Annotated in this window: 17 protein-coding genes; 11 read left to right on the top strand and 6 right to left on the bottom strand. The window is 49.6% G+C overall.

The window, feature by feature from the left end; translation table 11 throughout:
• Window positions 1–32: 32 nt before the first annotated feature.
• From aceF to pdhR, 3 genes are all read right to left on the bottom strand, one after another.
• Entirely contained in the window at window positions 33–1,925 is a 1,893-nt protein-coding gene (gene aceF, locus M2371_RS19365) for a pyruvate dehydrogenase complex dihydrolipoyllysine-residue acetyltransferase (protein WP_259268486.1), read from the bottom strand.
• A gap of 15 nt (window positions 1,926–1,940) precedes the next feature.
• The gene (aceE, locus tag M2371_RS19360) at window positions 1,941–4,604 is read right to left on the bottom strand and encodes a pyruvate dehydrogenase (acetyl-transferring), homodimeric type (protein WP_172895521.1); all 2,664 of its coding nucleotides are present in this window, start codon (window positions 4,602–4,604) and stop codon (window positions 1,941–1,943) included.
• A gap of 149 nt (window positions 4,605–4,753) precedes the next feature.
• Window positions 4,754–5,518 (bottom strand): pyruvate dehydrogenase complex transcriptional repressor PdhR, encoded by a 765-nt coding sequence (gene pdhR / locus M2371_RS19355; protein ID WP_034493407.1) that lies wholly within the window; start codon window positions 5,516–5,518, stop codon window positions 4,754–4,756.
• 582 nt (window positions 5,519–6,100) lie between these two features.
• Between pdhR and aroP the strand changes: the two genes are divergently transcribed.
• The 5 genes from aroP to M2371_RS19330 all read left to right on the top strand — a co-directional run bounded on the left by aroP (window position 6,101) and on the right by M2371_RS19330 (window position 13,219).
• Window positions 6,101–7,459: an aromatic amino acid transporter AroP gene (gene aroP, locus M2371_RS19350; RefSeq protein ID WP_172895522.1), complete on the top strand. Its 1,359-nt coding sequence runs from the start codon at window positions 6,101–6,103 to the stop codon at window positions 7,457–7,459.
• Between the two features lie 209 nt (window positions 7,460–7,668).
• Window positions 7,669–9,069 carry a glycoside-pentoside-hexuronide (GPH):cation symporter gene (locus M2371_RS19345; protein ID WP_172895523.1) on the top strand — a complete coding sequence of 467 codons (1,401 nt, stop codon included), beginning with the start codon at window positions 7,669–7,671 and terminating at the stop codon, window positions 9,067–9,069.
• Between the two features lie 9 nt (window positions 9,070–9,078).
• Window positions 9,079–10,035: a family 43 glycosylhydrolase gene (locus M2371_RS19340; protein WP_259268485.1), complete on the top strand. Its 957-nt coding sequence runs from the start codon at window positions 9,079–9,081 to the stop codon at window positions 10,033–10,035.
• A gap of 210 nt (window positions 10,036–10,245) precedes the next feature.
• Complete coding sequence (locus M2371_RS19335) at window positions 10,246–11,679, top strand: glycoside-pentoside-hexuronide (GPH):cation symporter (protein ID WP_259268484.1); 1,434 nt, start codon at window positions 10,246–10,248, stop codon at window positions 11,677–11,679.
• Window positions 11,672–13,219, top strand: a complete 1,548-nt coding sequence (locus tag M2371_RS19330; protein WP_259268483.1) for a glycoside hydrolase 43 family protein — start codon at window positions 11,672–11,674, stop codon at window positions 13,217–13,219. Before M2371_RS19335 ends, M2371_RS19330 begins: the two co-directional genes overlap by 8 nt.
• Before the next feature lie 55 nt (window positions 13,220–13,274).
• Here the strand turns inward: M2371_RS19330 and ampE are convergent, their stop codons facing one another.
• The gene (gene ampE, locus M2371_RS19325; protein ID WP_172895527.1) at window positions 13,275–14,129 is read right to left on the bottom strand and encodes a beta-lactamase regulator AmpE; all 855 of its coding nucleotides are present in this window, start codon (window positions 14,127–14,129) and stop codon (window positions 13,275–13,277) included.
• Entirely contained in the window at window positions 14,126–14,689 is a 564-nt protein-coding gene (gene ampD, locus M2371_RS19320; protein WP_259268482.1) for a 1,6-anhydro-N-acetylmuramyl-L-alanine amidase AmpD, read from the bottom strand. Before ampD ends, ampE begins: the two co-directional genes overlap by 4 nt.
• A gap of 82 nt (window positions 14,690–14,771) precedes the next feature.
• Between ampD and nadC the strand changes: the two genes are divergently transcribed.
• The 4 genes from nadC (at window position 14,772) to hofC (ending at window position 18,883) form a co-directional block, all read left to right on the top strand.
• Complete coding sequence (gene nadC / locus M2371_RS19315) at window positions 14,772–15,662, top strand: carboxylating nicotinate-nucleotide diphosphorylase (protein WP_034493395.1); 891 nt, start codon at window positions 14,772–14,774, stop codon at window positions 15,660–15,662.
• 190 nt (window positions 15,663–15,852) lie between these two features.
• Window positions 15,853–16,302 (top strand): prepilin peptidase-dependent pilin, encoded by a 450-nt coding sequence (gene ppdD, locus M2371_RS19310; RefSeq protein WP_034493393.1) that lies wholly within the window; start codon window positions 15,853–15,855, stop codon window positions 16,300–16,302.
• Window positions 16,303–16,305: 3 nt separating this feature from the next.
• Complete coding sequence (gene gspE, locus M2371_RS19305; protein ID WP_259268481.1) at window positions 16,306–17,685, top strand: type II secretion system protein GspE; 1,380 nt, start codon at window positions 16,306–16,308, stop codon at window positions 17,683–17,685.
• Window positions 17,678–18,883 carry a protein transport protein HofC gene (gene hofC / locus M2371_RS19300; RefSeq protein ID WP_172895530.1) on the top strand — a complete coding sequence of 402 codons (1,206 nt, stop codon included), beginning with the start codon at window positions 17,678–17,680 and terminating at the stop codon, window positions 18,881–18,883. The genes gspE and hofC overlap by 8 nt, the downstream gene beginning before the upstream one ends.
• A gap of 37 nt (window positions 18,884–18,920) precedes the next feature.
• Here hofC and M2371_RS19295 read toward each other — a convergent pair whose 3' ends face one another.
• Entirely contained in the window at window positions 18,921–19,964 is a 1,044-nt protein-coding gene (locus M2371_RS19295; RefSeq protein WP_115630827.1) for a GMP reductase, read from the bottom strand.
• Between the two features lie 185 nt (window positions 19,965–20,149).
• Between M2371_RS19295 and coaE the strand changes: the two genes are divergently transcribed.
• Together coaE and zapD are read left to right on the top strand one after the other, a co-directional pair.
• Entirely contained in the window at window positions 20,150–20,770 is a 621-nt protein-coding gene (gene coaE / locus M2371_RS19290) for a dephospho-CoA kinase (RefSeq protein WP_172895531.1), read from the top strand.
• A complete protein-coding gene (gene zapD / locus M2371_RS19285) occupies window positions 20,770–21,513 on the top strand; it encodes a cell division protein ZapD (RefSeq protein WP_172895532.1) in 744 nt (247 codons plus the stop codon). The genes coaE and zapD overlap by 1 nt, the downstream gene beginning before the upstream one ends.
• Window positions 21,514–21,521 lie beyond the last annotated feature (8 nt).

The raw sequence follows: 21,521 nt of genomic DNA, 5'->3' as shown, positions 1-21,521 counted from the left end.
AAAAAAGCCGACCGAAGGGTCGGCTTTTTGGCTTACATCACCAGGCGGCGAATATCGGCCAGCGTGTTGTTGATGATGGTGATAAAGCGCGCACCATCAGCACCGTCAATCACGCGGTGGTCGAAGGAAAGAGACATCGGCATCATCAGACGCGGAGTGAACTCTTTACCATTCCAGACCGGCTCGATAGCGGACTTGGAGACACCCAGGATGGCCACTTCCGGCGCATTAACGATTGGCGCGAAGTGAGTCGTCCCGATACCGCCGAGGCTTGAGATAGTGAAGCAACCGCCCTGCATTTCGCCAGCAGTCAGCTTGCCATCGCGAGCTTTCTTAGAAATAGCCATCAGTTCACGGGACAGCTCAGAGATGCTCTTCTTGTTCACATCTTTGAAGACCGGAACAACCAGACCGTTTGGCGTATCAACCGCCACACCGATGTTGATGTATTTCTTCAGCGTTAGCTTCTGGCCGTCTTCGGACAGGGAGCTGTTGAAGCGAGGCATTTGCTCAAGAGCAGCAGCTACCGCTTTCATGATGAACACTACAGGAGTGAACTTCACGTCCAGCTTGCGCTTGGCAGCTTCGTCGTTCTGCTGTTTACGGAACGCTTCCAGATCGGTGATATCCGTTTTGTCGAAGTGCGTAACGTGCGGGATCATCACCCAGTTACGGCTCAGGTTCGCACCAGAGATTTTCTGGATACGGCCCAGTTCAACTTCTTCGATTTCACCAAACTTGCTGAAGTCAACTTTCGGCCATGGCAGCATGCCAGGCAGACCGCCGCCCGTTGCCGCAGCTGGTGCAGTTTCTGCACGCTTAACAGCATCTTTCACGTAAGTCTGAACGTCTTCGCGCAGGATACGACCTTTACGGCCAGTCCCTTTCACTTTCGCCAGGTTCACACCGAACTCACGCGCCAGACGGCGAATCAGTGGGGTGGCGTGAACGTATGCGTCGTTTTCAGCGAATTCAGTTTTGCCGGAAGCCGCAGCTGGCGCCGCAGTTGGTTTCTGAGCTGCTGCCGCAGGAGCCGGAGCTGCTGCTTCTTGCTTAGCGGCAGGAGCTGCTGGTGCGGCGCCTTCCACTTCAAAGACCATAATCAGAGAACCGGTAGACACTTTGTCGCCAGTGTTGATTTTGATTTCTTTTACAACGCCTGCGAACGGCGCCGGGACTTCCATAGAAGCTTTGTCGCCTTCTACGGTGATCAGTGATTGTTCAGCAGCAACTTTGTCGCCCACTTTAACCATCACTTCAGTCACTTCAACTTCGTCACCGCCGATGTCTGGCACGTTAACTTCTTTTGAGCCAGAAGCCGCAGGTGCAGCAGCCGGAGCCGGAGCCGCTTCAGCTTTAGTTTCTGTAGCAGCAGGTGCAGCACCCGCTACTTCGAAGACCATAATCAGAGAACCGGTAGACACTTTGTCGCCAGTGTTGATTTTGATTTCTTTTACAACGCCTGCGAACGGTGCCGGAACTTCCATAGAAGCTTTGTCACCTTCAACGGTGATAAGAGATTGCTCTGCTTCTACTTTGTCGCCAACTTTAACCATGATCTCGGTAACTTCTACTTCGTCACCGCCGATGTCTGGCACGTTCACTTCTTTAGCCGCAGCTGCTGCCGGAGCGGCCGCTGGCGCTGCTTCTTTCTTCTCTTCAGCCGGAGCTGGTGCAGCTTGCGCTGCACCTTCGGCGGATTCGAAAATCATAACCAGTTTGCCGGTTTCAACTTTGTCACCAACCGCAACTTTGATCTCTTTGACCACGCCTGCTTGCGGAGAAGGGACTTCCATTGAAGCCTTGTCACCTTCCACGGAGATGATGGACTGGTCAACTTCAACCTTGTCGCCCACTTTCACCATGATTTCGGTCACTTCAACTTCGTCTGCACCGATGTCCGGTACCTTGATTTCGATAGCCATTTTATTCTTTACCTCTTATGCCAGACGCGGGTTGACTTTATCTGCATCGATGTTGAATTTGGTGATAGCGTCTGCCACCACTTTCTTATCGATTTCGCCACGTTTAGCCAGTTCGCCAAGTGCCGCAACAACCACATATGATGCGTCCACTTCGAAGTGGTGACGCAGGTTTTCGCGGCTGTCTGAACGACCGAAGCCATCAGTACCCAGTACGCGGTAATCGCTTGCTGGGATGAAGTTACGGATCTGCTCAGCGAACAGTTTCATATAGTCAGTAGATGCCACTGCTGGTGCATCACTCAGAATCTGAGCAACGTACGGTACACGTGGTTCTGCCGTTGGGTGCAACATGTTCCAGCGCTCACAATCCTGACCATCACGCGCCAGTTCAGTGAAGGAAGTTACGCTGAATACATCAGAGCCAACGCCGTAATCTTTAGCCAGGATCTGTGCTGCTTCACGAACGTGACGCAGGATAGAACCGGAGCCCATCAGCTGAACTTTACCTTTGCTACCTTCAACTGTTTCCAGTTTGTAGATACCTTTACGGATGCCTTCTTCCGCGCCTTCTGGCATGGCTGGCATGTGGTAGTTTTCGTTCAGCGTAGTGATGTAGTAGTAAATGTTCTCTTGCGCTTCACCGTACATACGCACCAGGCCGTCATGCATGATGACTGCAACTTCGTAAGCGTAAGCTGGATCATAAGAGATACAGTTAGGGATAGTCAGAGACTGAATATGGCTGTGGCCATCTTCATGCTGCAGACCTTCGCCGTTCAGAGTCGTACGACCGGAAGTCCCGCCGACCAGGAAGCCACGCGCCTGTTGGTCACCCGCTGCCCAGCACAGGTCGCCGATACGCTGGAAACCGAACATGGAGTAGTAGATGTAGAACGGGATCATTGGCAGATCGTTGGTGCTGTAAGAGGTCGCAGCAGCCAGCCAGGAAGAACCTGCGCCCAGCTCGTTGATACCTTCTTGCAGGATCTGGCCTTTCTCGTCTTCTTTATAGTAAGCAACCTGCTCACGGTCCTGCGGGGTGTACTGCTGGCCGTTCGGGCTGTAAATACCAATCTGACGGAACAGACCTTCCATACCGAAAGTACGCGCTTCATCGGCAATGATTGGAACCAAACGGTCTTTGATAGACGGGTTCTTCAGCATGACGTTCAGGGCACGAACGAAAGCGATAGTGGTGGAGATTTCTTTGTTCTGCTCATCTAACAGAGAGCTGAAGTCAGCCAGGGTAGGCAGTTCCAGTTTCTCGGTGAATTTAGGCAGACGAGTCGGCAAGTAGCCGTTCAGTTTTTCGCGCTGACCATGCAGATATTTGTACTCTTCGCTGCCTTCTTCGAACTTAATGTATGGCAGTTTTTCGATATCAGCATCAGCAACAGGCACATTGAAACGGTCGCGGACATAACGCACGCCGTCCATGTTCATTTTCTTAACCTGGTGCGCGATGTTTTTACCTTCGGCAGTTTCACCCATGCCATAACCTTTAACGGTATGAGCAAGGATTACAGTTGCTTTGCCTTTGGTTTCTTGTGCATTTCGCAGTGCAGCGTAGATTTTCTTCGGATCGTGGCCGCCACGGTTCAGTGCCCAAATCTCATCGTCGGACATATCTTTAACCAGTGCAGCAGTTTCTGGATAACGACCGAAGAAGTGCTCGCGAACGTATGCACCGTTTTTGGATTTGAAGGTCTGGTAGTCACCGTCAACGGTTTCGCCCATCAGTTGCAACAGTTTGCCGCTGGTATCTTTACGCAGCAGTTCGTCCCAACGAGAGCCCCAAATCACTTTAATCACGTTCCAGCCAGCACCCGCGAAGATACCTTCCAGTTCGTTAATGATTTTGCCGTTACCGGTTACTGGGCCATCAAGACGCTGCAAGTTACAGTTGATGATGAAGCACAGGTTGTCCAGTTTTTCACGGGTAGCGATAGTGATCGCACCTTTAGATTCTGGCTCATCCATTTCACCGTCGCCCAGGAACGCGTAAACACGCTGTGCGGAGGTGTCTTTCAGGCCACGGTGTTCCAGGTATTTCTGGAATTTAGCCTGATAGATTGCACCGATTGGACCCAGACCCATAGATACGGTCGGGAACTGCCAGAATTCAGGCATCAATTTCGGGTGCGGATAAGAGGACAGACCATTACCGTGAACTTCCTGACGGAAATTGTTCATCTGGTCTTCAGTCAGGCGGCCTTCAAGGAAAGCACGTGCGTAAACGCCTGGGGAGATGTGGCCCTGGAAGTACACCAGATCGCCGCCATCTTTCGCATTGCGTGCGCGGAAGAAGTGGTTGAAACACACGTCATACACGGTTGCAGAAGACTGGAAAGAGGACATATGGCCGCCCAGATCGAGGTCTTTTTTAGACGCACGCAGGACGGTCATGATGGCGTTCCAACGGATAGCAGAACGAATACGGCGTTCCAGCTCCAGATTCCCCGGGTATTCCGGTTCATCTTCAACGGCGATGGAGTTTACGTACTGGCGGGCTGCAGAACCTGCTGCGATTTTAACTCCACCTTTACGGGCTTCGCTCAGTAACTGATCAATCAGGTACTGTGCGCGCTCAACACCTTCTTCACGGATGACCGATTCGATCGCCTGTTGCCAGTCGCGAGTTTCGATCGGATCCACGTCATTTGGGAAACGTTCTGACATGGGTGGTATTCCTTATCTGTGTCTAATACGTTGATTATCTGGAACCTGTCCCATTGTGCTTTCCTTGGAAAAACACAATAAGACAGGTTCTGCGTTTAGTTGCCGCGCTCTAAAAATTGGCGCTTTTGAGAACCTGAAATTTCAGACTCTTATTCCTTACGTTGCTGTAAGCGCCGCAGAGAACGTTCTCGACGACTCTGTTCGCGGCTGCGATCCAGCAATATTTCTTCGATAAATGCCAGGTGACGGTGCGACGCTTCGCGCGCCTGCTCCGGCTGACGAGCCATAATCGCCGCAAAAATGCTGGCGCGATGGCTGCTCACTTGCGCCAGCATTTCACGGCGCGCATAGAGCAATTCAAAATTCTGACGAACGTTTTGTTCGAGCATCGGTGACATGCAGCGCAACAAGTGTAGTAGCACAACGTTGTGGGCGGCTTCCGTCACGGCGATTTGATACTGCATAACCGCATCGGACTCAGCGTCCAGGTCACCAGATTCTTGCGCTTGTTGAATAGCAAAATGGCAGTCGCCAATACGTTTGAGATCTTCGTCCGTACCACGCAATGCCGCGTAATACGCCGCGATACCTTCAAGTGCGTGGCGGGTTTCGAGCAGATCAAACTGGGATTCAGGATGGTCAGACAGCAGTTCGACCAGCGGGTCGCTTAAACTTTGCCAAAGACTGTTCTGGACAAAAGTACCGCCGCCCTGACGACGAAGCAGGAGTCCTTTCGCTTCGAGACGCTGAATGGCCTCGCGCAGTGAAGGACGAGAAACGTCGAATTGTTTCGCCAATTCGCGTTCTGGTGGGAGTTTTTCGCCGGGACGCAAGGTTCCCTCGAGGATTAGAAACTCCAACTGCTGCTCAATCACATCGGATAATTTTGGTTGGCGGATTTTGCTGTAGGCCATGTGTTCCCTGTTTCTGCCATTAGCGCTTATGCCCTTCAAACTTGAAATTATTCGGGCAAAGTCAATTGGTATGACCAATTTCACATTCTTGACGCTAAAGTAACAAAGTATTCACCTTCTGTCCATATTGGTTTTGATTGAAATCATTAAACCCGGCACATTTTAACAACATTACAGAAATGACGTTTCAAAGTTGTAACCTTGCACAAATGTCACATTTACTCACATGCAGACGCATTTAACTTTTACGAAACAGCCAAAAGTGCCTTTTCTTGCAAATTGAACCGATTCATCAGTTTAAAATATGAATATTAATTCAACGATCTCGCTTAAATTGAAGAAATAACATGCGAAATAAATAACGTGATCGATCTGACGATTGATTTCTTTTTATTCAACTCGTCACGACAGGAATAGAAAGCAGGTGCAAACACTGGCGCTTACCACTATTCTTTGCGCTGCGGAAGTCTGGTTTGCAAAATACTGGAATTGAAAACCGTAAAATAAAGACTACACATTACGGAATCACAAACTTACAGAGGCGCGTTCAGCGCCCTGAATATGACCACATGAGGTTAAACGATGGAACAAGGCGACACGCTTAAACGCGGCCTTAAAAACCGCCATATACAGCTCATCGCGCTGGGTGGAGCAATTGGGACAGGCCTGTTTCTTGGCAGTGCGTCTGTTATCCAGTCCGCCGGACCAGGGATAATTCTTGGTTACGCGATTGCAGGCTTTATTGCCTTCTTGATCATGCGCCAGTTAGGCGAAATGGTCGTTGAAGAGCCTGTGGCAGGTTCATTTAGCCACTTTGCTTACAAATATTGGGGTGGTTTCGCCGGTTTCGCTTCTGGCTGGAACTACTGGGTGCTGTATGTATTAGTTGCCATGGCAGAATTGACCGCCGTCGGTAAATACATTCAATTCTGGTATCCGGAAATCCCAACCTGGGCTTCTGCTGCTGTCTTCTTTGTCGTGATCAACGCCATTAACCTGACTAACGTAAAAGTGTTTGGTGAGATGGAGTTTTGGTTCGCCATCATTAAAGTCATCGCTGTTGTTGCCATGATTGTGTTTGGTGCCTGGTTGCTGTTTGGCGGCCATGCTGGCCCACAAGCGACCGTGCGTAACCTTTGGGAACAAGGCGGGTTCTTGCCACATGGCTGGACCGGGCTTGTGATGATGATGGCAATTATCATGTTCTCCTTCGGTGGGCTGGAACTGGTGGGCATTACTGCTGCCGAAGCCGACAACCCGCAGGTCAGTATTCCTAAAGCGACCAATCAGGTTATCTACCGTATTCTGATTTTCTATGTGGGCTCCCTGGCCGTTCTGCTGTCTCTGATGCCGTGGACTCGCGTTACCGCGGATACCAGCCCGTTCGTACTTATCTTCCATGAACTGGGTGATACTTTTGTCGCAAACGCGCTCAACGTGGTCGTACTGACCGCCGCACTGTCCGTTTATAACAGCTGTGTTTACTGCAACAGCCGTATGCTGTTTGGTCTGGCTCAGCAAGGCAATGCACCGAAAGCACTTCAGAAAGTCGATAAACGTGGCGTGCCGGTTAATACCATTATGGTATCTGCCCTCTTCACCGCGTTGTGTGTCTTGATTAACTACCTTGCACCAGCAGAAGCCTTTGGTTTGCTGATGGCACTGGTGGTCTCTGCCCTGGTGATTAACTGGGCGATGATTAGCCTTGCGCACATCAAGTTCCGTCGTGCAAAACAGCAACAAGGTGTGAAGACTCGCTTCCCAGCGCTGTTCTACCCGATGGGTAACTACCTCTGCCTGCTGTTTATGGCAGCAGTGCTGGTTATTATGGCAATCACCCCAGGCATGGCCATCTCCGTATGGCTGATTCCGGTTTGGGTTGTGATCCTCGGCATTGGATACTTCATCAAACAGAAGAACCTGAAAAGCGTAAAAGCGTAAAAGCGTAAAAGCGTAAAAACTCAGGCGCGTAACGTAGGTCGGATTAGCGTGGCGACATCCGACCTACAAATTCATTCAACAAATTAGTTAACTGCTTCACACTTCTTCGACAATGACAGAATTGTCCATCCCTGCAACGAATTACAGACACGCAATTAATCTCAAACAGCTCAATACTCTTGTCCATATACTGGTCAGGAGCATTTCCAATGGAAAGCGGCAAATTATCAATTAAAGAAAAGATTGGCTACGGGATGGGTGACGCCGGATGCAACATCATCTTTGGCGCCATTATGTTGTTTGTTAACTATTTTTATACCGATATTTTTGGACTCGCCCCAGCGCTAGTGGGGGTTATGCTACTTTCCATCAGGGTGATTGATGCGATAACCGACCCTATTATGGGCGCCATTGCGGACAGAACTCAGACCCGATGGGGGCGTTTTCGTCCATGGATATTATGGATGGCGGCACCCTTTGCCTTCTTCAGTTACCTGATGTTTACCACACCTGACTGGGCTTATAGCAGCAAAGTTATCTATGCCTTCGTCACTTACTTCCTGCTCTCATTAACCTATACCGCAATCAACATTCCCTATTGCTCTCTGGGAAGCGTGATTACCAACGATCCAAAAGAACGCGTGGCCTGCCAGTCGTATCGCTTTGTGATGGTTGGCATTGCGACGCTGATTCTTTCGCTTTCCCTGTTGCCGATGGTTGACTGGTTTGGCGGCGGCGACAAAGCCAAAGGTTATCAGATGGCAATGGGCGTTCTGGCGGTACTGGGCATGTGTATGTTCCTGTTCTGCTTCTCAACCGTCAGAGAGCGTGTTCGCCCGGCAGTACCAAGCAATGACGATCTGAAAGCTGATCTGAAAGATGTGTGGAAAAACGATCAGTGGGTGCGCATCCTGCTTCTGACGCTGTGCAACGTCTGCCCTGGTTTTATCCGTATGGCGGCAACCATGTACTACGTCACCTGGGTCATGGGGCAAAGCACCAGCTTCGCCACCTTGTTTATCAGCCTCGGCGTAGTCGGCATGATGGGCGGCAGTATGCTGGCGAAAGTGCTGACCGACCGCATCTGCAAACTGAAAGTGTTCTTCTGGACCAACATCGTCCTGGCGATTTTCTCCAGCGGGTTCTACTTCCTCGACCCGCATGCCACCACGCTGATTGTGGTGATGTACTTCCTGCTCAACATCCTGCACCAAATCCCATCGCCGCTGCACTGGTCGCTGATGGCTGACGTAGATGACTATGGCGAGTGGAAAACAGGTAAACGCATCACCGGTATCAGCTTCTCCGGTAACTTGTTCTTCCTCAAATTAGGGCTGGCGATTGCTGGCGCAATGGTTGGCTTCCTGCTTTCATGGTACGGCTACGATGCCGGAGCTAAACAGCAAAGCCCTGAATCAATCAACGGTATTGTGATGTTGTTTACCATCATCCCAGGCGTTGGATACCTGATTACCGCAGGCGTCGTGCGTCTGTTAAAAGTTGACCGTGAAATGATGCAACGTATTCAGGCAGACCTTGAAAAGCGTCGCATCAACTACCGCGAATTGAATGAATATCACGACAGCAAACCTGTTGAAGCCAAACTTTAAGGAAGCGTTATGAACCAGGAGCAATGGCCTAATCCCTTTATTGAACAGCGTGCTGATCCGTTTATTTTGCAACATGGCGATGGTTACTACTTTATTGCGTCAGTGCCGGAGTATGACAGGCTTGAGATTCGTTACGCGCCAACATTGAATGAGTTGCCCAATGCGCAACCCTCCGTGGTGTGGCGCAAGCCAGAAAGCGGCCCCATGAGTAAACTGATTTGGGCGCCGGAACTGCATCATATCAACGGCAAGTGGTACATCTATTTTGCCGCGACCCATACGCAAGAGCTGGATAAGTTAAATATGTTCCAGCACCGCATGTTTGCGCTGGAGTGTGCAGATGCAGACCCGATCACCGGGAAATGGGTTGAAAAAGGTCAGGTCAAAACGCAGTTCGACAGCTTCTGTCTTGATGCCACCACCTTTAATCATCAAGGCAAGCAGTGGTATTTATGGGCGCAGAAAGACCCTGACATTGCCGGTAACTCGAATATCTATCTGGCCGAACTGGAAACGCCGTGGGCTATCAAAGGCACGCCGGTGATGTTGAGTAAGCCCGAGCTGGACTGGGAATGCAGAGGCTTTCTGGTTAATGAAGGTCCGGCAGTGGTGGTTCACGGCGATAAACTTTTCGTCAGCTATTCAGCCAGCGCCACCGACGAAAATTACTGTATTGGATTGCTGTGGATAAACCTGAAAGCTGACCCAACCGACCCAGCAAACTGGCATAAATCATCACAACCTGTCTTTACTACCAGTTATGAAAACAAGCAATTTGGCCCAGGCCATAACAGCTTTACCAAAACCAAAGATGGGAAAGATGTGCTGGTGTATCACGCCCGGAATTACACCGAAATTGAAGGCGATCCCCTGTATGACCCGAATCGTCATACACGCCTGAAAACAATCGAGTGGGATGAAAATGGTATGCCGGTATTTGGCATACCGCCTGCAGACAACCGCTAAAATCTTTATCAGTCCCTTCCAAACGGAAGGGATTTTTTGGTTTGAAGTAACCAAAATTGGAGTAATTTCTGTTAGACCAATTTATTCTTGTTATGTGACAACTTTCTCAATCAGTAAAAAACATAACTCCCGGAGCAAATATCACAATAGCGTAATAAACCACCAGTCCATAGAGTGAATAAATAACACACTCAATGCTGGAGAAATAAAATGAGTACAGCAAGGAAACTCTCCGTTGCCGAAAAAATTGGCTTCGGTATGGGCGACGCTGCCTGTGGAATAGTTTATTCCTCAGTCACCATGTTTTTAACGTATTTCTATACTGATATTTACGGGCTATCCGCTGCCGCAGTGGGAATAATGTTCCTGGTTACCCGCGTGCTTGATGCAATTACCGACCCACTTACCGGATTAGTTGCTGACCGGGTGAGAACACGCTGGGGGCATTTCCGACCATGGTTAATTTGGTTTGCGATACCTTATGCGGTGCTGGCGGTATTAACCTTCACCACACCAAATTTTGGTGAATCAGGAAAGCTGCTTTATGCTTATATTACCTATACGTTATTAATGCTTTGCTACACCTTTATTAACATTCCGTATTGTGCACTGGGTGGCGTGATTACCACCGATGAAAAAGATCGTTTATCAGCCCAATCTTATCGCTTCACTATTTCGTCACTCGCCGGATTAGTTGTTTCTATCGCAACATTATTTTTAGTCGACTGGCTGGGTAAAGAAAATAAACAATTCGGCTTTCAGGCGACCATGGCGATTATGGGAACACTCGCCGTCATCATGCTATTTTTCTGCTTCTTTAGCACCTCTGAACGTGTTCGCCCAAAAGTTGAAACCAACAGTAGTATGATGGATGACCTGCGAATTTTACTGGCGAATGACCAGTGGCGTATCGTGGCAGTGATCACCTTTTTCTCAAGTATGGCAGGCGTAATGCGCAGTGCAGCAACATTGTACTACGCTACTTACCTGATGCTCGGTGGCATCGAAAGTGCTGCTGGAACTGCGATGAAATCCGCATTTGTTTCCACAAGTGTGGTTGGCACTATTATCGGCAGCATCGCCGCAGGTTATTTGGCACAACGCTATCGTGCTGTATCATTATTTAAAAATATTAACTTATTGCTGGTTGTTATCGGTGTGGTGATGTTCTTTGTTCCACCAACCTGGCTTGCCGTCGTTTTCCCACTTTATTTCCTGGTGGGATTCTTCCATCAGATGTATCAACCATTCAAATGGAACATGATGGCTAACGCGGCTGATTACGGCGAATGGAAGTTTGGCCGACGAATTACAGGGTTATCGTTCTCCGGAAACCTATTTGCATTAAAAATGGGCATGGCTGTTGCTGGGGCATTTGTCGGTTTCTCCCTCGGATGGTTTGGATATCAGGCGGGTAACCCAACGCAAACAATGCTTGCTACCAATGGTATTATTGGTTTATTAACCATCGGCCCGTCTATTTCCTATTTCATTCTTTACTGGCTAAGCCGCTTCTATACTCTCGATGATAAAATGATGAGTCAAATTCAGCGTGATCTCGCTCATCGTGAACAAGCCGAAGAAATAAACACCCCAGAAGTTACACCCGCTTTAATTTCCACAGGTGCAAATAATCATGGTTAATATCACAACTCGCCCTGGATATTACAAAAACCCAATTCTCCATGCAGATTATTCAGACCCAGATATTGTGCGCGCAGGCGATGATTTTTATATGGTTTCATCGAGCTTTAACCATTTTCCCGCGCTTCCCATTCTGCATTCGAAAGACTTAGTAAACTGGAAAATTATCAACCACGTATTTTCTCGCTTTGATAACAATACTTACGACACCGTGCAACCGGGAAAAGGCGTCTGGGCACCGTCGGTTCGCTATCACGATGGTAAGTTCTGGGTATTTTTCAGCACTCCTGATGAAGGCATTTTCATGTCGTTTACGGAAGATCCCCATGGAGAATGGAGCGCCCCACACTGCGTGAAAGCCGCGAAAGGTTGGATTGATCCCTGCCCGCTTTGGGACGAAGACGGGCGAGCCTGGCTGGTTCATGCTTTTGCCCACAGTCGCTCCGGGAAAAAACATCAATTGCAACTTATTGAGATGTCACCGGATGGCCGTTCACTGATAGGCGATGAGCAAATTGTCTATGATGGCGCACTGGATCTGCCCACGCTTGAGGGGCCAAAGTTCTATAAACGCAACGGCTGGTATTACATCTTTGCTCCCGCAGGTGGCGTAGAAACGGGTTGGCAGTGCGTACTACGCGCGCGAAACCTACAAGGCCCATGGGAAACGCAAATAGTATTACAACAGGGGGAAACTCATGTTAATGGCCCGCACCAGGGCGGCTTTGTTGAACTTGAAAGCGGAGAATGTTGGTTTGTGCATTTTCAGGATGCTGACCTCTACGGACGCATTGTACATTTACAACCCATGCGCTGGCAGAATGATGGCTGGCCAACTATCGGTGAAAAACACACGCTGCATGGAACCTGGCAGCCCGTCATCGAACATCCACTCCCGTCGATTGCAACAAAGCAACAAGGCGTTGAACAGCCACAAACCAGTGATGATTTTACTGATGGAATTCCAGGACTACAGTGGCAATGGCAGGCTCATCCTCAGCAAAAATGGCTACAATCCGCCACAAATATGCTGGCACTAACCTGCCAGATAATGCCGGAATACCAGGGCGTGCAGGCGTTGTACGCTCAGCCAAATCTGCTACTGCAAAAATTTCCTGCACGTGAGTTCTGCGCAACCACCAGACTAGAATCGGCGTTCGTTCAACCGGGTGAACTCAGTGGCCTGATAATTTACGGCGAACGCTACGCGGCGCTGGCGCTTGAGCAGTGTGAAGGAAAGCGCAAAATTACTTTTATCTCCGCCTGGATGAGCGATACCGGCGTACTTCATCAGCAACAACGTGATATTACCAACTGGCCGCAAAACACGCCACTTTGGCTAAAGGTGGATGTAAAACCTGGCGGAATTTGTCATTTCCGTTTTAGCGAAAATGGCACTGACTGGCAAAGCGTCACGCCTTATTTTGCTGCCGGAAAAGGTAAATGGGTTGGCGCAAAAGTGGGGATTTTCGCCGCTTCACGCCAGGCGGTTGCACAACCTGGCGTGGGTTTTTATTCGCACTTTACTATCGAGGTTTAAGTTTGAGAAACCCGGTGGCGTAACACTTGCCGGGAATCCCTTTAAATAAAGAGCATTAAACCAGAGTGCCGTAAATCGTCAGCAAGGCCACCACCACCAAAATCACCATTGATGTTTTCTTCGCCATCGAAACTGCTGCTTTCGGCGTTTTGATTTTATCGAGATGCGGTTCGCGCGCGAGTGAATACTGAGCCAGCTGGGTTAATACCTGATATTGCGAGGTATGCCTGTCCGCCAGGGAAGCAAACCACGCGGGCAACGCTCTTTCACCGTGGCCAAGTAACGCATACGCAACCCCAAACAGGCGTACCGGGATCCAGTCCAGAATATGCAAAATGGCATCAATCCCTGAGTGCAAACGTTCTTGCGGGGAATGGTGTCGAGCAAGCCAGGTTTGCCACGCGCGTAAGAAAGCATAGCCCGTAAGCGTGACCGGCCCCCACACACCGCCTACAATAAACCAGAAAAGCGGAGCCAGATAAAAACGGAAGTTAATCCACAGCAGCGCGTTTTGCAGTTCCTTCAGATATTCACGTTCGTCGCAATCTGGTGGGATCCCGTGAATAAGCGTCAGTTCGCTCGCCATCGCGTCGCGCGCGTGGCTGTCGTCATGACTCGCTGCCTGCAAATAAGCATGGTAATGCAGACGTACCTGGCCTGCGCCAATGCACAACACGCCAAGCGCAATCCAGAAAACTAATAGCGGGACATTAAAGAACAGACCTTGAAGCGCACGGATACACAGGAAAACCACCAGCATACATACAGCGGTCATCAGGATTGTGCGCATCAACGAAAAGTGTTTTACCCGCCGAAAAAGCGCTTCCAGACGGTGATCTAACTGCCAGTGTTCGCCGAGCTTGAACAGCCGCTCCCAAATCATCACCAGCAGCAATGTAAACAGCGTCATTTCATCTCCTTATTTGACGTTACCTCGACCGAATGGCGAAAACGCGCCCAGTCAAATGCAGGACCAGGGTCAGTTTTACGCTCCGGCGCAATATCACAATGTCCCGTCATATGATCAGCAATTACCGGCCAGGCGTGAACCAGGGTATCAGTAATCGCAGTAAGCTGTTGATATTGTTTATCAGTATAGGGCAGCGTATCGGTGCCCTCCAGCTCAATACCAATGGAAAAATCGTTGCAGCGCTCGCGTCCCTGGTACAAAGAAACACCAGCATGCCAGGCTCGCTTATCAAAAGGAATATACTGCACGATTTCACCATCACGGCGAATAAGACAATGCGCTGAAACTCGCAGATGCGCGATACCCGCGAAGTACGGATGAGCTTCAGCGTCCAGTGTTCCAGTAAACAACGCATCAATCCATGGCCCACCAAATTCACCTGGTGGCAGACTGATGTTATGCACCACCAGCAGCGAAGGTGTTTCATCCTCCGGTCGGCAATCGAAATGTGGGGAAGGAACGTGCTTTACACCCACCAGCCAGCCGTTTTTTAGCTGCATTCGCGGTCTCCTTAGAGTGGTACTTGAGGTCGCATCAATGTAGCATGTTTCGACATTAACTAAGCCATTTCGGAGTTTTATCATGCCACCTCGCCGTTACAACCCTGACCGCCGACGTGACGAGCTTCTCGAACGTATTAACCTTGATATTCCGGAAGCCGTTTCCCAGGCTCTGCGCGAAGATCTCGGTGGTGATGTTGACCCCAATAACGATATAACCGCGCAATTGCTGGATGCTGAACATCGTTCTCATGCCGTGGTAATTACCCGTGAAGATGGCGTTTTCTGTGGTAAGCGCTGGGTTGAAGAGGTCTTTACTCAGTTAGGAGGCGACGTAAAAGTTGTCTGGCACGTGGAAGATGGCCAGACAGTGACTGCCGATCAGCCACTATTCGAATTGACCGGCCCGTCACGCGTGCTGTTAACCGGCGAGCGTACTGCGTTGAATTTCGTGCAAACACTCTCGGGCGTTGCCAGCGAAGTACGCACTTATGTCGACTTGCTGGCAGGAACCCAAACGCAATTGCTTGATACCCGAAAAACCCTGCCAGGTCTGCGTACTGCACTGAAATACGCCGTATTGTGCGGTGGCGGAAGCAACCACCGTCTCGGGCTATCGGATGCATTCCTGATTAAAGAAAACCACATCATCTCTTCCGGCTCTATCCGTCAGGCAGTAGAAAAGGCTTTCTGGTTCCATCCGGATGTTCCTGTGGAAGTCGAGGTTGAATCGCTGGAGGAGCTGGAACAAGCGCTGCACGCCGGAGCGGACATTATCATGCTCGATAACTTCACCGTTCAGGATATGCGCCAGGCTGTTGCAATCACTCAAGGTAAAGCGCAGCTGGAAGTTTCCGGTAACGTCACCAAAGAAACTATCCGCAAATTTGCCGAAACTGGCGTCGACTTTATCTCGGTTGGCGCGCTGACCAAGCATATCCGCGCACTCGATCTCTCCATGCGTTTCCGCTAATTCCTGTCAGGCAGAGTACGTAAAAAAACCTCTGCCTTTTTCTTCTTCTTTCGTCACTGCTCGCATTTTCTTTGTGACTTCCTGCAAACCTGTTAACCCCCCTGGAACCCTGCTTCCTGATACCTGAAATCGCCCTCGCCTGAGGGATTTAAACGGAGCAAAGTGCCGCCATCTCAATCAGGAGCGGCACATGAACAAACAACAAGGATTCACACTTATTGAGCTGATGGTCGTCATCGGCATTATTGCGATTCTTAGCGCCATTGGTATTCCTGCGTATCAGGGTTACTTACGCAAAGCTGCGCTCACCGACATGTTGCAAACCTTTGTCCCTTATCGCACCGCGGTAGAGCTTTGTGCAATTGAACGAGGGGGAATCAGTGAATGCGATGCGGGCAGCAATGGTATTCCCTCGCCGAAAACCACGCGCTACGTGAGCGGTATGAGCATTGAACAAGGCGTTATCACACTTACAGGACAAGAAAGTCTGAACGGGCTCACCGTTTCGCTAACTCCTCGCTGGAGTGATGCGGAAGGTGTGGAAGGTTGGTCACGAACTTGTGCAGCAACCAACGGTGGTTCCCTCCAACAAGCATGCGAAGAAGTGTTCCGCTTTGATAACAATCAGGCGGTAAATTAAACCATGATCAATCAGCAGATCCTCGCACTCTGTAACCAGTATCAGGCGTTATTGCTTGCAGAAGACCCAGCGCTACATATCGCTATTGCCCCTAACCCACCGGCTCAGTTCTTTGAAGCTTTACGTTTCATCTGCGATAAACCGGTCAACGTCGAATACTGGCCGACTGAGCAACTCGAAAAAGCCCGGCATTCACGACTGCCAACCAGCCCGGATGAAGCGCAAGAAAACACGGCTCCAGTGGTACAACTGCTCGAGGAAACGCTGCTAAAAGCGATACAACTCAGAGCATCAGATATTCACTTTGAGCCCATGGAGCAAGGGTATCAGATTCGTTTTCGTGTCGATGGTGTGTTGCAATTACAGCCCCTGCTGCCCACGCATCTGGCGGCACCACTAACCGCACGGCTAAAAGTTTTAGGTAATCTTGATATCGCGGAGCGTCGACTTCCGCAGGACGGGCAAATGGCGATAGAAATTGAGCAACATAAATGTTCATTTCGCATCGCAACCTTGCCGGTCTATCACGGCGAAAAAGTCGTCTTACGTTTAATGTCACAGACAGAACAAACTTTTGAGTTAACGCAGTTGGGCATGTCGTCTGACGACTGCGCCCGATTTCAGCGTGCGCTTGCCAATCCACAAGGAATGATTCTGGTCACTGGCCCCACAGGAAGTGGAAAAACCATCACGCTTTACAGCGCTTTGAAAATCCTCAACCAGATATCGAGCAATGTGTGTAGCGTTGAAGACCCGATAGAAATCCCGATGCATGGGCTTAATCAAACGCAAATTAACAGTAAAGCGGGGCTGAGTTTTCAGAGCGTGTTACGCGCATTACTGCGCCAGGACCCGGATATCATCATGGTGGGTGAAATCCGGGATGGAGATACCGCAGAGATCGCTATCAAAGCCGCGCAAACCGGGCATCTGGTGCTTTCAACGTTGCATACCAATTCCACGGCTGAAACAGTCGTGCGACTTGAACAAATGGGCATCGAGCGCTGGATGCTGGCTTCTGCGTTAAACATCGTGGTGGCACAACGATTAGTACGTAAACTCTGTCCCCACTGCAAGCAGCAACTCCCTGATGACATCATTCTTCCCTCAACACTTTGGGGAAATGCTCTGCCCCATTGGCGGGCGGTTGGCTGCAAAAGGTGTTATTGCGGTTTCTACGGTCGAAGCGCTTTGTTTGAAATACTCCTTGTCGACCCTTCTCTACAATCAGCGATCGCTCGGGGCATTTCTGCAACCGAGATCGAGACCCTGGCACGCAAACTGGGTATGAAAACCCTTTTCGAACGTGGCTGCGAGGCTGTAGAACAAGGACTCACGACACTAGAGGAGCTGTACCGGGTACTTGGTGTTCCCCATGGCTAAGTTTGTTCTCTGGCGCTGGAAAGCCGTCGATCAGCATGGCCAGATGCAACAAGGCGCTTTGCTGGCTGATGATGCTGCCTCAGTGAGTGAGCAATTGCTTAATGCCAATCTTCAACTTTTGCAGCTGCGAAAAACATCCAGTGTTCGCCGCGGTTGCTGGCATATTCAGCAAAAAATCCAGGTTTTTCGCCAACTCGCCACGCTGCTTCAGGCGGGAATATCATTATCTGACGGGCTGTTACTCATAGCCCAGCAGCATCCATTCGATGAATGGCGAGCGCTGCTGAAAGACCTGGAACAACGCGTATCTAACGGTATTCCCTTTTCCTCGGCATTACAGCAATGGCCGGGAGTTTTTCCCGCGCTATTTATCGCTCTGATTCATATTGGTGAGTTAACAGGGAAGCTGGATGAGTGCTGTAAACGGCTGGCTGACCAGCAAGAAAAGCTCTACCGACTGCGCAAAAAAGTGATGAAAGCACTGCGATACCCGCTGTTTATTATGGTAGTCGCGTTGGTAGTGACTGTCGGAATGATGGGTTTTGTACTGCCTGAGTTTGCCAATATCTACCGCTCTTTCAATGCTCCATTACCGGCAATTACGCTAGCTGTAATGGCTGTTTCGCATTGGGTAACGACACAAGGAGTATGGTGGTTCCTGGCAGGTAGTGTACTCGTATCAAGTGGTTATTTTTTGCGAAAGAAAAAACCACACTGGCAAGAATATGAACAGAAACTATTGCTGCGCATTCCTCTTGTTGCCCCCCTTTGGCGAGGGCAAATTCTAAGTCAAATCTACACCACATTATCATTGGCTCAACAGGCAGGGATCCCGCTATTACAAGGCCTCGAAGCGGTTGAAAACACCTTAACGCAATTGATGTGGAAAAAGATTATCTCGCAGATAAGCGTCAAAGTGACTGAGGGTATTCCGCTTTGGCATGCGCTCTCACAGAGTGGATGCTTTACATCTTTGTGCTGCCAGCTTGTGCGTATCGGGGAGGAATCAGGAGCTTTAGATTTGATGCTGGAAAAACTCGCAACCTGGCATCATAGCCATACCGAAGAATTGGCAGATAACCTTGCCGCTGCTCTTGAGCCAATAATGATGTTAGTTGTGGGAGTGATCATTGGAACGCTGGTCATCGCGATGTATCTGCCGATTTTCCAGTTAGGAGATGCGATGAGTGCAGGATGACGGCGTGGACGAAGCCACGCCGACTATCGTCAATAGCTTAGAGGCTATTGAAAACGCGGTTTTCCTGCTCATTCACACGAATGAACGTGGTGCGTTTGGTCAGCTCTTTCAAACGAGAAGCACCAACATAAGTACAGGCAGAACGCAGGCCGCCCAAAATGTCGCGAGCGGTGTTTTCTACAGGGCCACGCAATGGCAGCTTAACGGTTTTGCCTTCAGCAGCACGGTATTTTGCAACACCACCCACGTGGCGAGTCATTGCAGACTCGGAGCTCATGCCGTAGAACAGCATGAATTTCTCACCGTTTTCTTCAACGATTGTGCCGCCGCTTTCGTCATGACCTGCCAGCATACCGCCCAGCATCACGAAATCTGCGCCGCCACCGAAGGCTTTAGCCACATCGCCTGGCATAGTACAACCGCCGTCGCTAACAATCTGGCCACCAAGGCCATGCGCTGCATCAGCACATTCAATAACAGCGGAAAGTTGTGGGTAGCCAACACCGGTTTTGACACGAGTCGTACAAACAGAACCCGGACCGATACCGACTTTGACGATGTCCGCGCCGGAAAGAACCAGCTCTTCGCACATTTCACCCGTCACAACGTTACCTGCACAGATAACTTTATTTGGCCACGCATCACGCGCTTTGGAAACGAACTGAGTGAAGTGTTCAGAATAACCATTTGCCACATCGATGCAGATAAATTGCAGCGCTGGGTTAAGGTTCAGAATTTGTTTGGTTTTCTCGAAATCAGCGTCTGATGTACCGGTTGAAACCATGACAAATTTCAGGATGCTTTCTGGCGTGGATTTCACGAAGTCGCTCCACTCTTCAAAAGAGTAGTGCTTATGAACGGCGGTGAGGATATCAAACGAAGCCAGTGCCTTGGCCATGCCGAATGTACCAACGGTGTCCATGTTAGCAGCAATGATCGGAACACCTGACCATGCAATACCGGAGTGTTTGAAAGTGAACTGGCGCTCAAGCTCTACATCAGAGCGGCTTTTCAGAGTGGAACGTTTTGGACGAATAAGAACGTCTTTAAAACCTAACTTCAAATCTTCTTCAATACGCATGTTGCAGATTCCTGGGTCGAATGGCGAAGGACGCGTGAACGCAATTGGTGATTTAGACACCAATTCCAGTGACGCTATCATACGCACTATTAATACCGCTGCAAGACTGCGAAAACAGTCTTTTTTACGCTACAATCGTTAAAATTTACCTAAGAAATGTGTAATCGCTTTAGGGTCTGGTTTTTATGGTTTATACGGTGGCATTAACGGGTGGGATTGGCAGCGGAAAAAGCACTGTCGCTGATAACTTTTCCCGATTAGGTATTACCGTTGTCGACGCGGATATCATTGCGCGCCAGGTCGTTGAGCCAGGACAGCCCGCCCTTAACATTATTTCTGAACATTTCGGTCCAGAGATCCTCCTTCAGGATGGCACTCTGAATCGCCGGGTTCTTCGCGAAAGAATCTTTTCTTCTCCAGCGGAAAAGCAGTGGCTTAATGCTTTACTGCACCCGCTTATTCATCAGCGTACCCAAACTGAAATCAACCAGGCACTATCTCCTTATGTACTATGGGTTGTTCCGTTATTAGTCGAGAATAATCTGCAACAAAAGGCCGATCGCGTTTTGGTCGTTGATGTGTCGCCAGAAGTGCAAATCGCACGTACTATTGCGCGCGATAAAGTCAGTCGTGAACATGCGCAACAAATTATTGCTGCACAAGCGACACGCGAGGCACGTTTGAACGCTGCCGATGATGTAATTAATAATGATGGTGCCCCCGAAAAGGTGGCCGCACATGTTGACCGTCTGCACCGCCAGTACCTGGAACTGGCGTCGCAGGCCGCACAGCAGGAAAATGAATAATGAGCACCCAGATTCTTTTTGAGCACCCATTGAATGAAAAAATGCGTACCTGGCTGCGTATCGAGTTCTTAATTCAACAACTCGAAAGTTCATTACCGGTAGAGAACACTTCCAAAGCGCTACACTTCTTCCGCAACGTCGGCGATCTGCTGGATGTCTTTGAACGCGGTGAAATTCGTACCGATATTCTTAAAGAACTTGAGCGCCAGCAGCGCAAATTACTGAGTTGGGCGGAAGTTCCGGGTGTAGATATGCAGCGAATCGACTCACTGCGTAGCCAACTTAAAGAACATGGCAGCCTGTTAATGGCGGCACCACGTTTAGGACAGGCTTTGCGCGAAGATCGTCTGATTGCACTGGTTCGTCAGCGTCTTAGCATTCCTGGTGGATGCTGTAGCTTTGATTTACCGACATTGCATATCTGGCTGTATTCCCCGCAAGCACAGCGTGATGCACAGATTAATCAGTGGTTGGCGAGTTTGCAGCCGTTAAAACAATCTTTGGATCTGGTGTTGGATATTATTCGTAATTCTGCTCCATTCCGTAAGCAAACTAGCTTGAATGGTTTTTATCAGGATAACGGCGATGACGCCGATTTGTTGCGTTTAAAGCTGGATTTGTCTTGTCAGCTGTACCCGCAAGTATCTGGTCATAAAAGCCGTTTTGCGATCCGTTTCTTACCACTTGATAGCGAAAATGGGGTCATCCCCGAACGTCTTGATTTCGAACTTGCATGCTGCTGAGGAGCTAA

Source organism: Buttiauxella sp. BIGb0471, assembly GCF_024807715.1.
Classification (GTDB): Bacteria; Pseudomonadota; Gammaproteobacteria; order Enterobacterales; family Enterobacteriaceae; genus Buttiauxella; species Buttiauxella agrestis.
Note: the sequence above shows the minus strand (reverse complement) of the source record. Positions and strands in the feature narration are given on the sequence as shown.

What these genes read in the sequence shown, in the direction of transcription:
- aceE (WP_172895521.1), bottom strand. Translation starts at nt 4,604, where the DNA reads ATGTCAGAACGTTTCCCAAATGACGTGGATCCGATCGAAACTCGCGAC.
- pdhR (WP_034493407.1), bottom strand. Translation starts at nt 5,518, where the DNA reads ATGGCCTACAGCAAAATCCGCCAACCAAAATTATCCGATGTGATTGAG.
- nadC (WP_034493395.1), top strand. Translation starts at nt 14,772, where the DNA reads ATGCCACCTCGCCGTTACAACCCTGACCGCCGACGTGACGAGCTTCTC.
- M2371_RS19295 (WP_115630827.1), bottom strand. Translation starts at nt 19,964, where the DNA reads ATGCGTATTGAAGAAGATTTGAAGTTAGGTTTTAAAGACGTTCTTATT.
- aceF (WP_259268486.1), bottom strand. Translation starts at nt 1,925, where the DNA reads ATGGCTATCGAAATCAAGGTACCGGACATCGGTGCAGACGAAGTTGAA.
- M2371_RS19340 (WP_259268485.1), top strand. Translation starts at nt 9,079, where the DNA reads ATGAACCAGGAGCAATGGCCTAATCCCTTTATTGAACAGCGTGCTGAT.
- ampD (WP_259268482.1), bottom strand. Translation starts at nt 14,689, where the DNA reads ATGCAGCTAAAAAACGGCTGGCTGGTGGGTGTAAAGCACGTTCCTTCC.
- aroP (WP_172895522.1), top strand. Translation starts at nt 6,101, where the DNA reads ATGGAACAAGGCGACACGCTTAAACGCGGCCTTAAAAACCGCCATATA.
- ampE (WP_172895527.1), bottom strand. Translation starts at nt 14,129, where the DNA reads ATGACGCTGTTTACATTGCTGCTGGTGATGATTTGGGAGCGGCTGTTC.
- coaE (WP_172895531.1), top strand. Translation starts at nt 20,150, where the DNA reads ATGGTTTATACGGTGGCATTAACGGGTGGGATTGGCAGCGGAAAAAGC.
- M2371_RS19330 (WP_259268483.1), top strand. Translation starts at nt 11,672, where the DNA reads ATGGTTAATATCACAACTCGCCCTGGATATTACAAAAACCCAATTCTC.
- gspE (WP_259268481.1), top strand. Translation starts at nt 16,306, where the DNA reads ATGATCAATCAGCAGATCCTCGCACTCTGTAACCAGTATCAGGCGTTA.
- hofC (WP_172895530.1), top strand. Translation starts at nt 17,678, where the DNA reads ATGGCTAAGTTTGTTCTCTGGCGCTGGAAAGCCGTCGATCAGCATGGC.
- ppdD (WP_034493393.1), top strand. Translation starts at nt 15,853, where the DNA reads ATGAACAAACAACAAGGATTCACACTTATTGAGCTGATGGTCGTCATC.
- M2371_RS19345 (WP_172895523.1), top strand. Translation starts at nt 7,669, where the DNA reads ATGGAAAGCGGCAAATTATCAATTAAAGAAAAGATTGGCTACGGGATG.
- M2371_RS19335 (WP_259268484.1), top strand. Translation starts at nt 10,246, where the DNA reads ATGAGTACAGCAAGGAAACTCTCCGTTGCCGAAAAAATTGGCTTCGGT.
- zapD (WP_172895532.1), top strand. Translation starts at nt 20,770, where the DNA reads ATGAGCACCCAGATTCTTTTTGAGCACCCATTGAATGAAAAAATGCGT.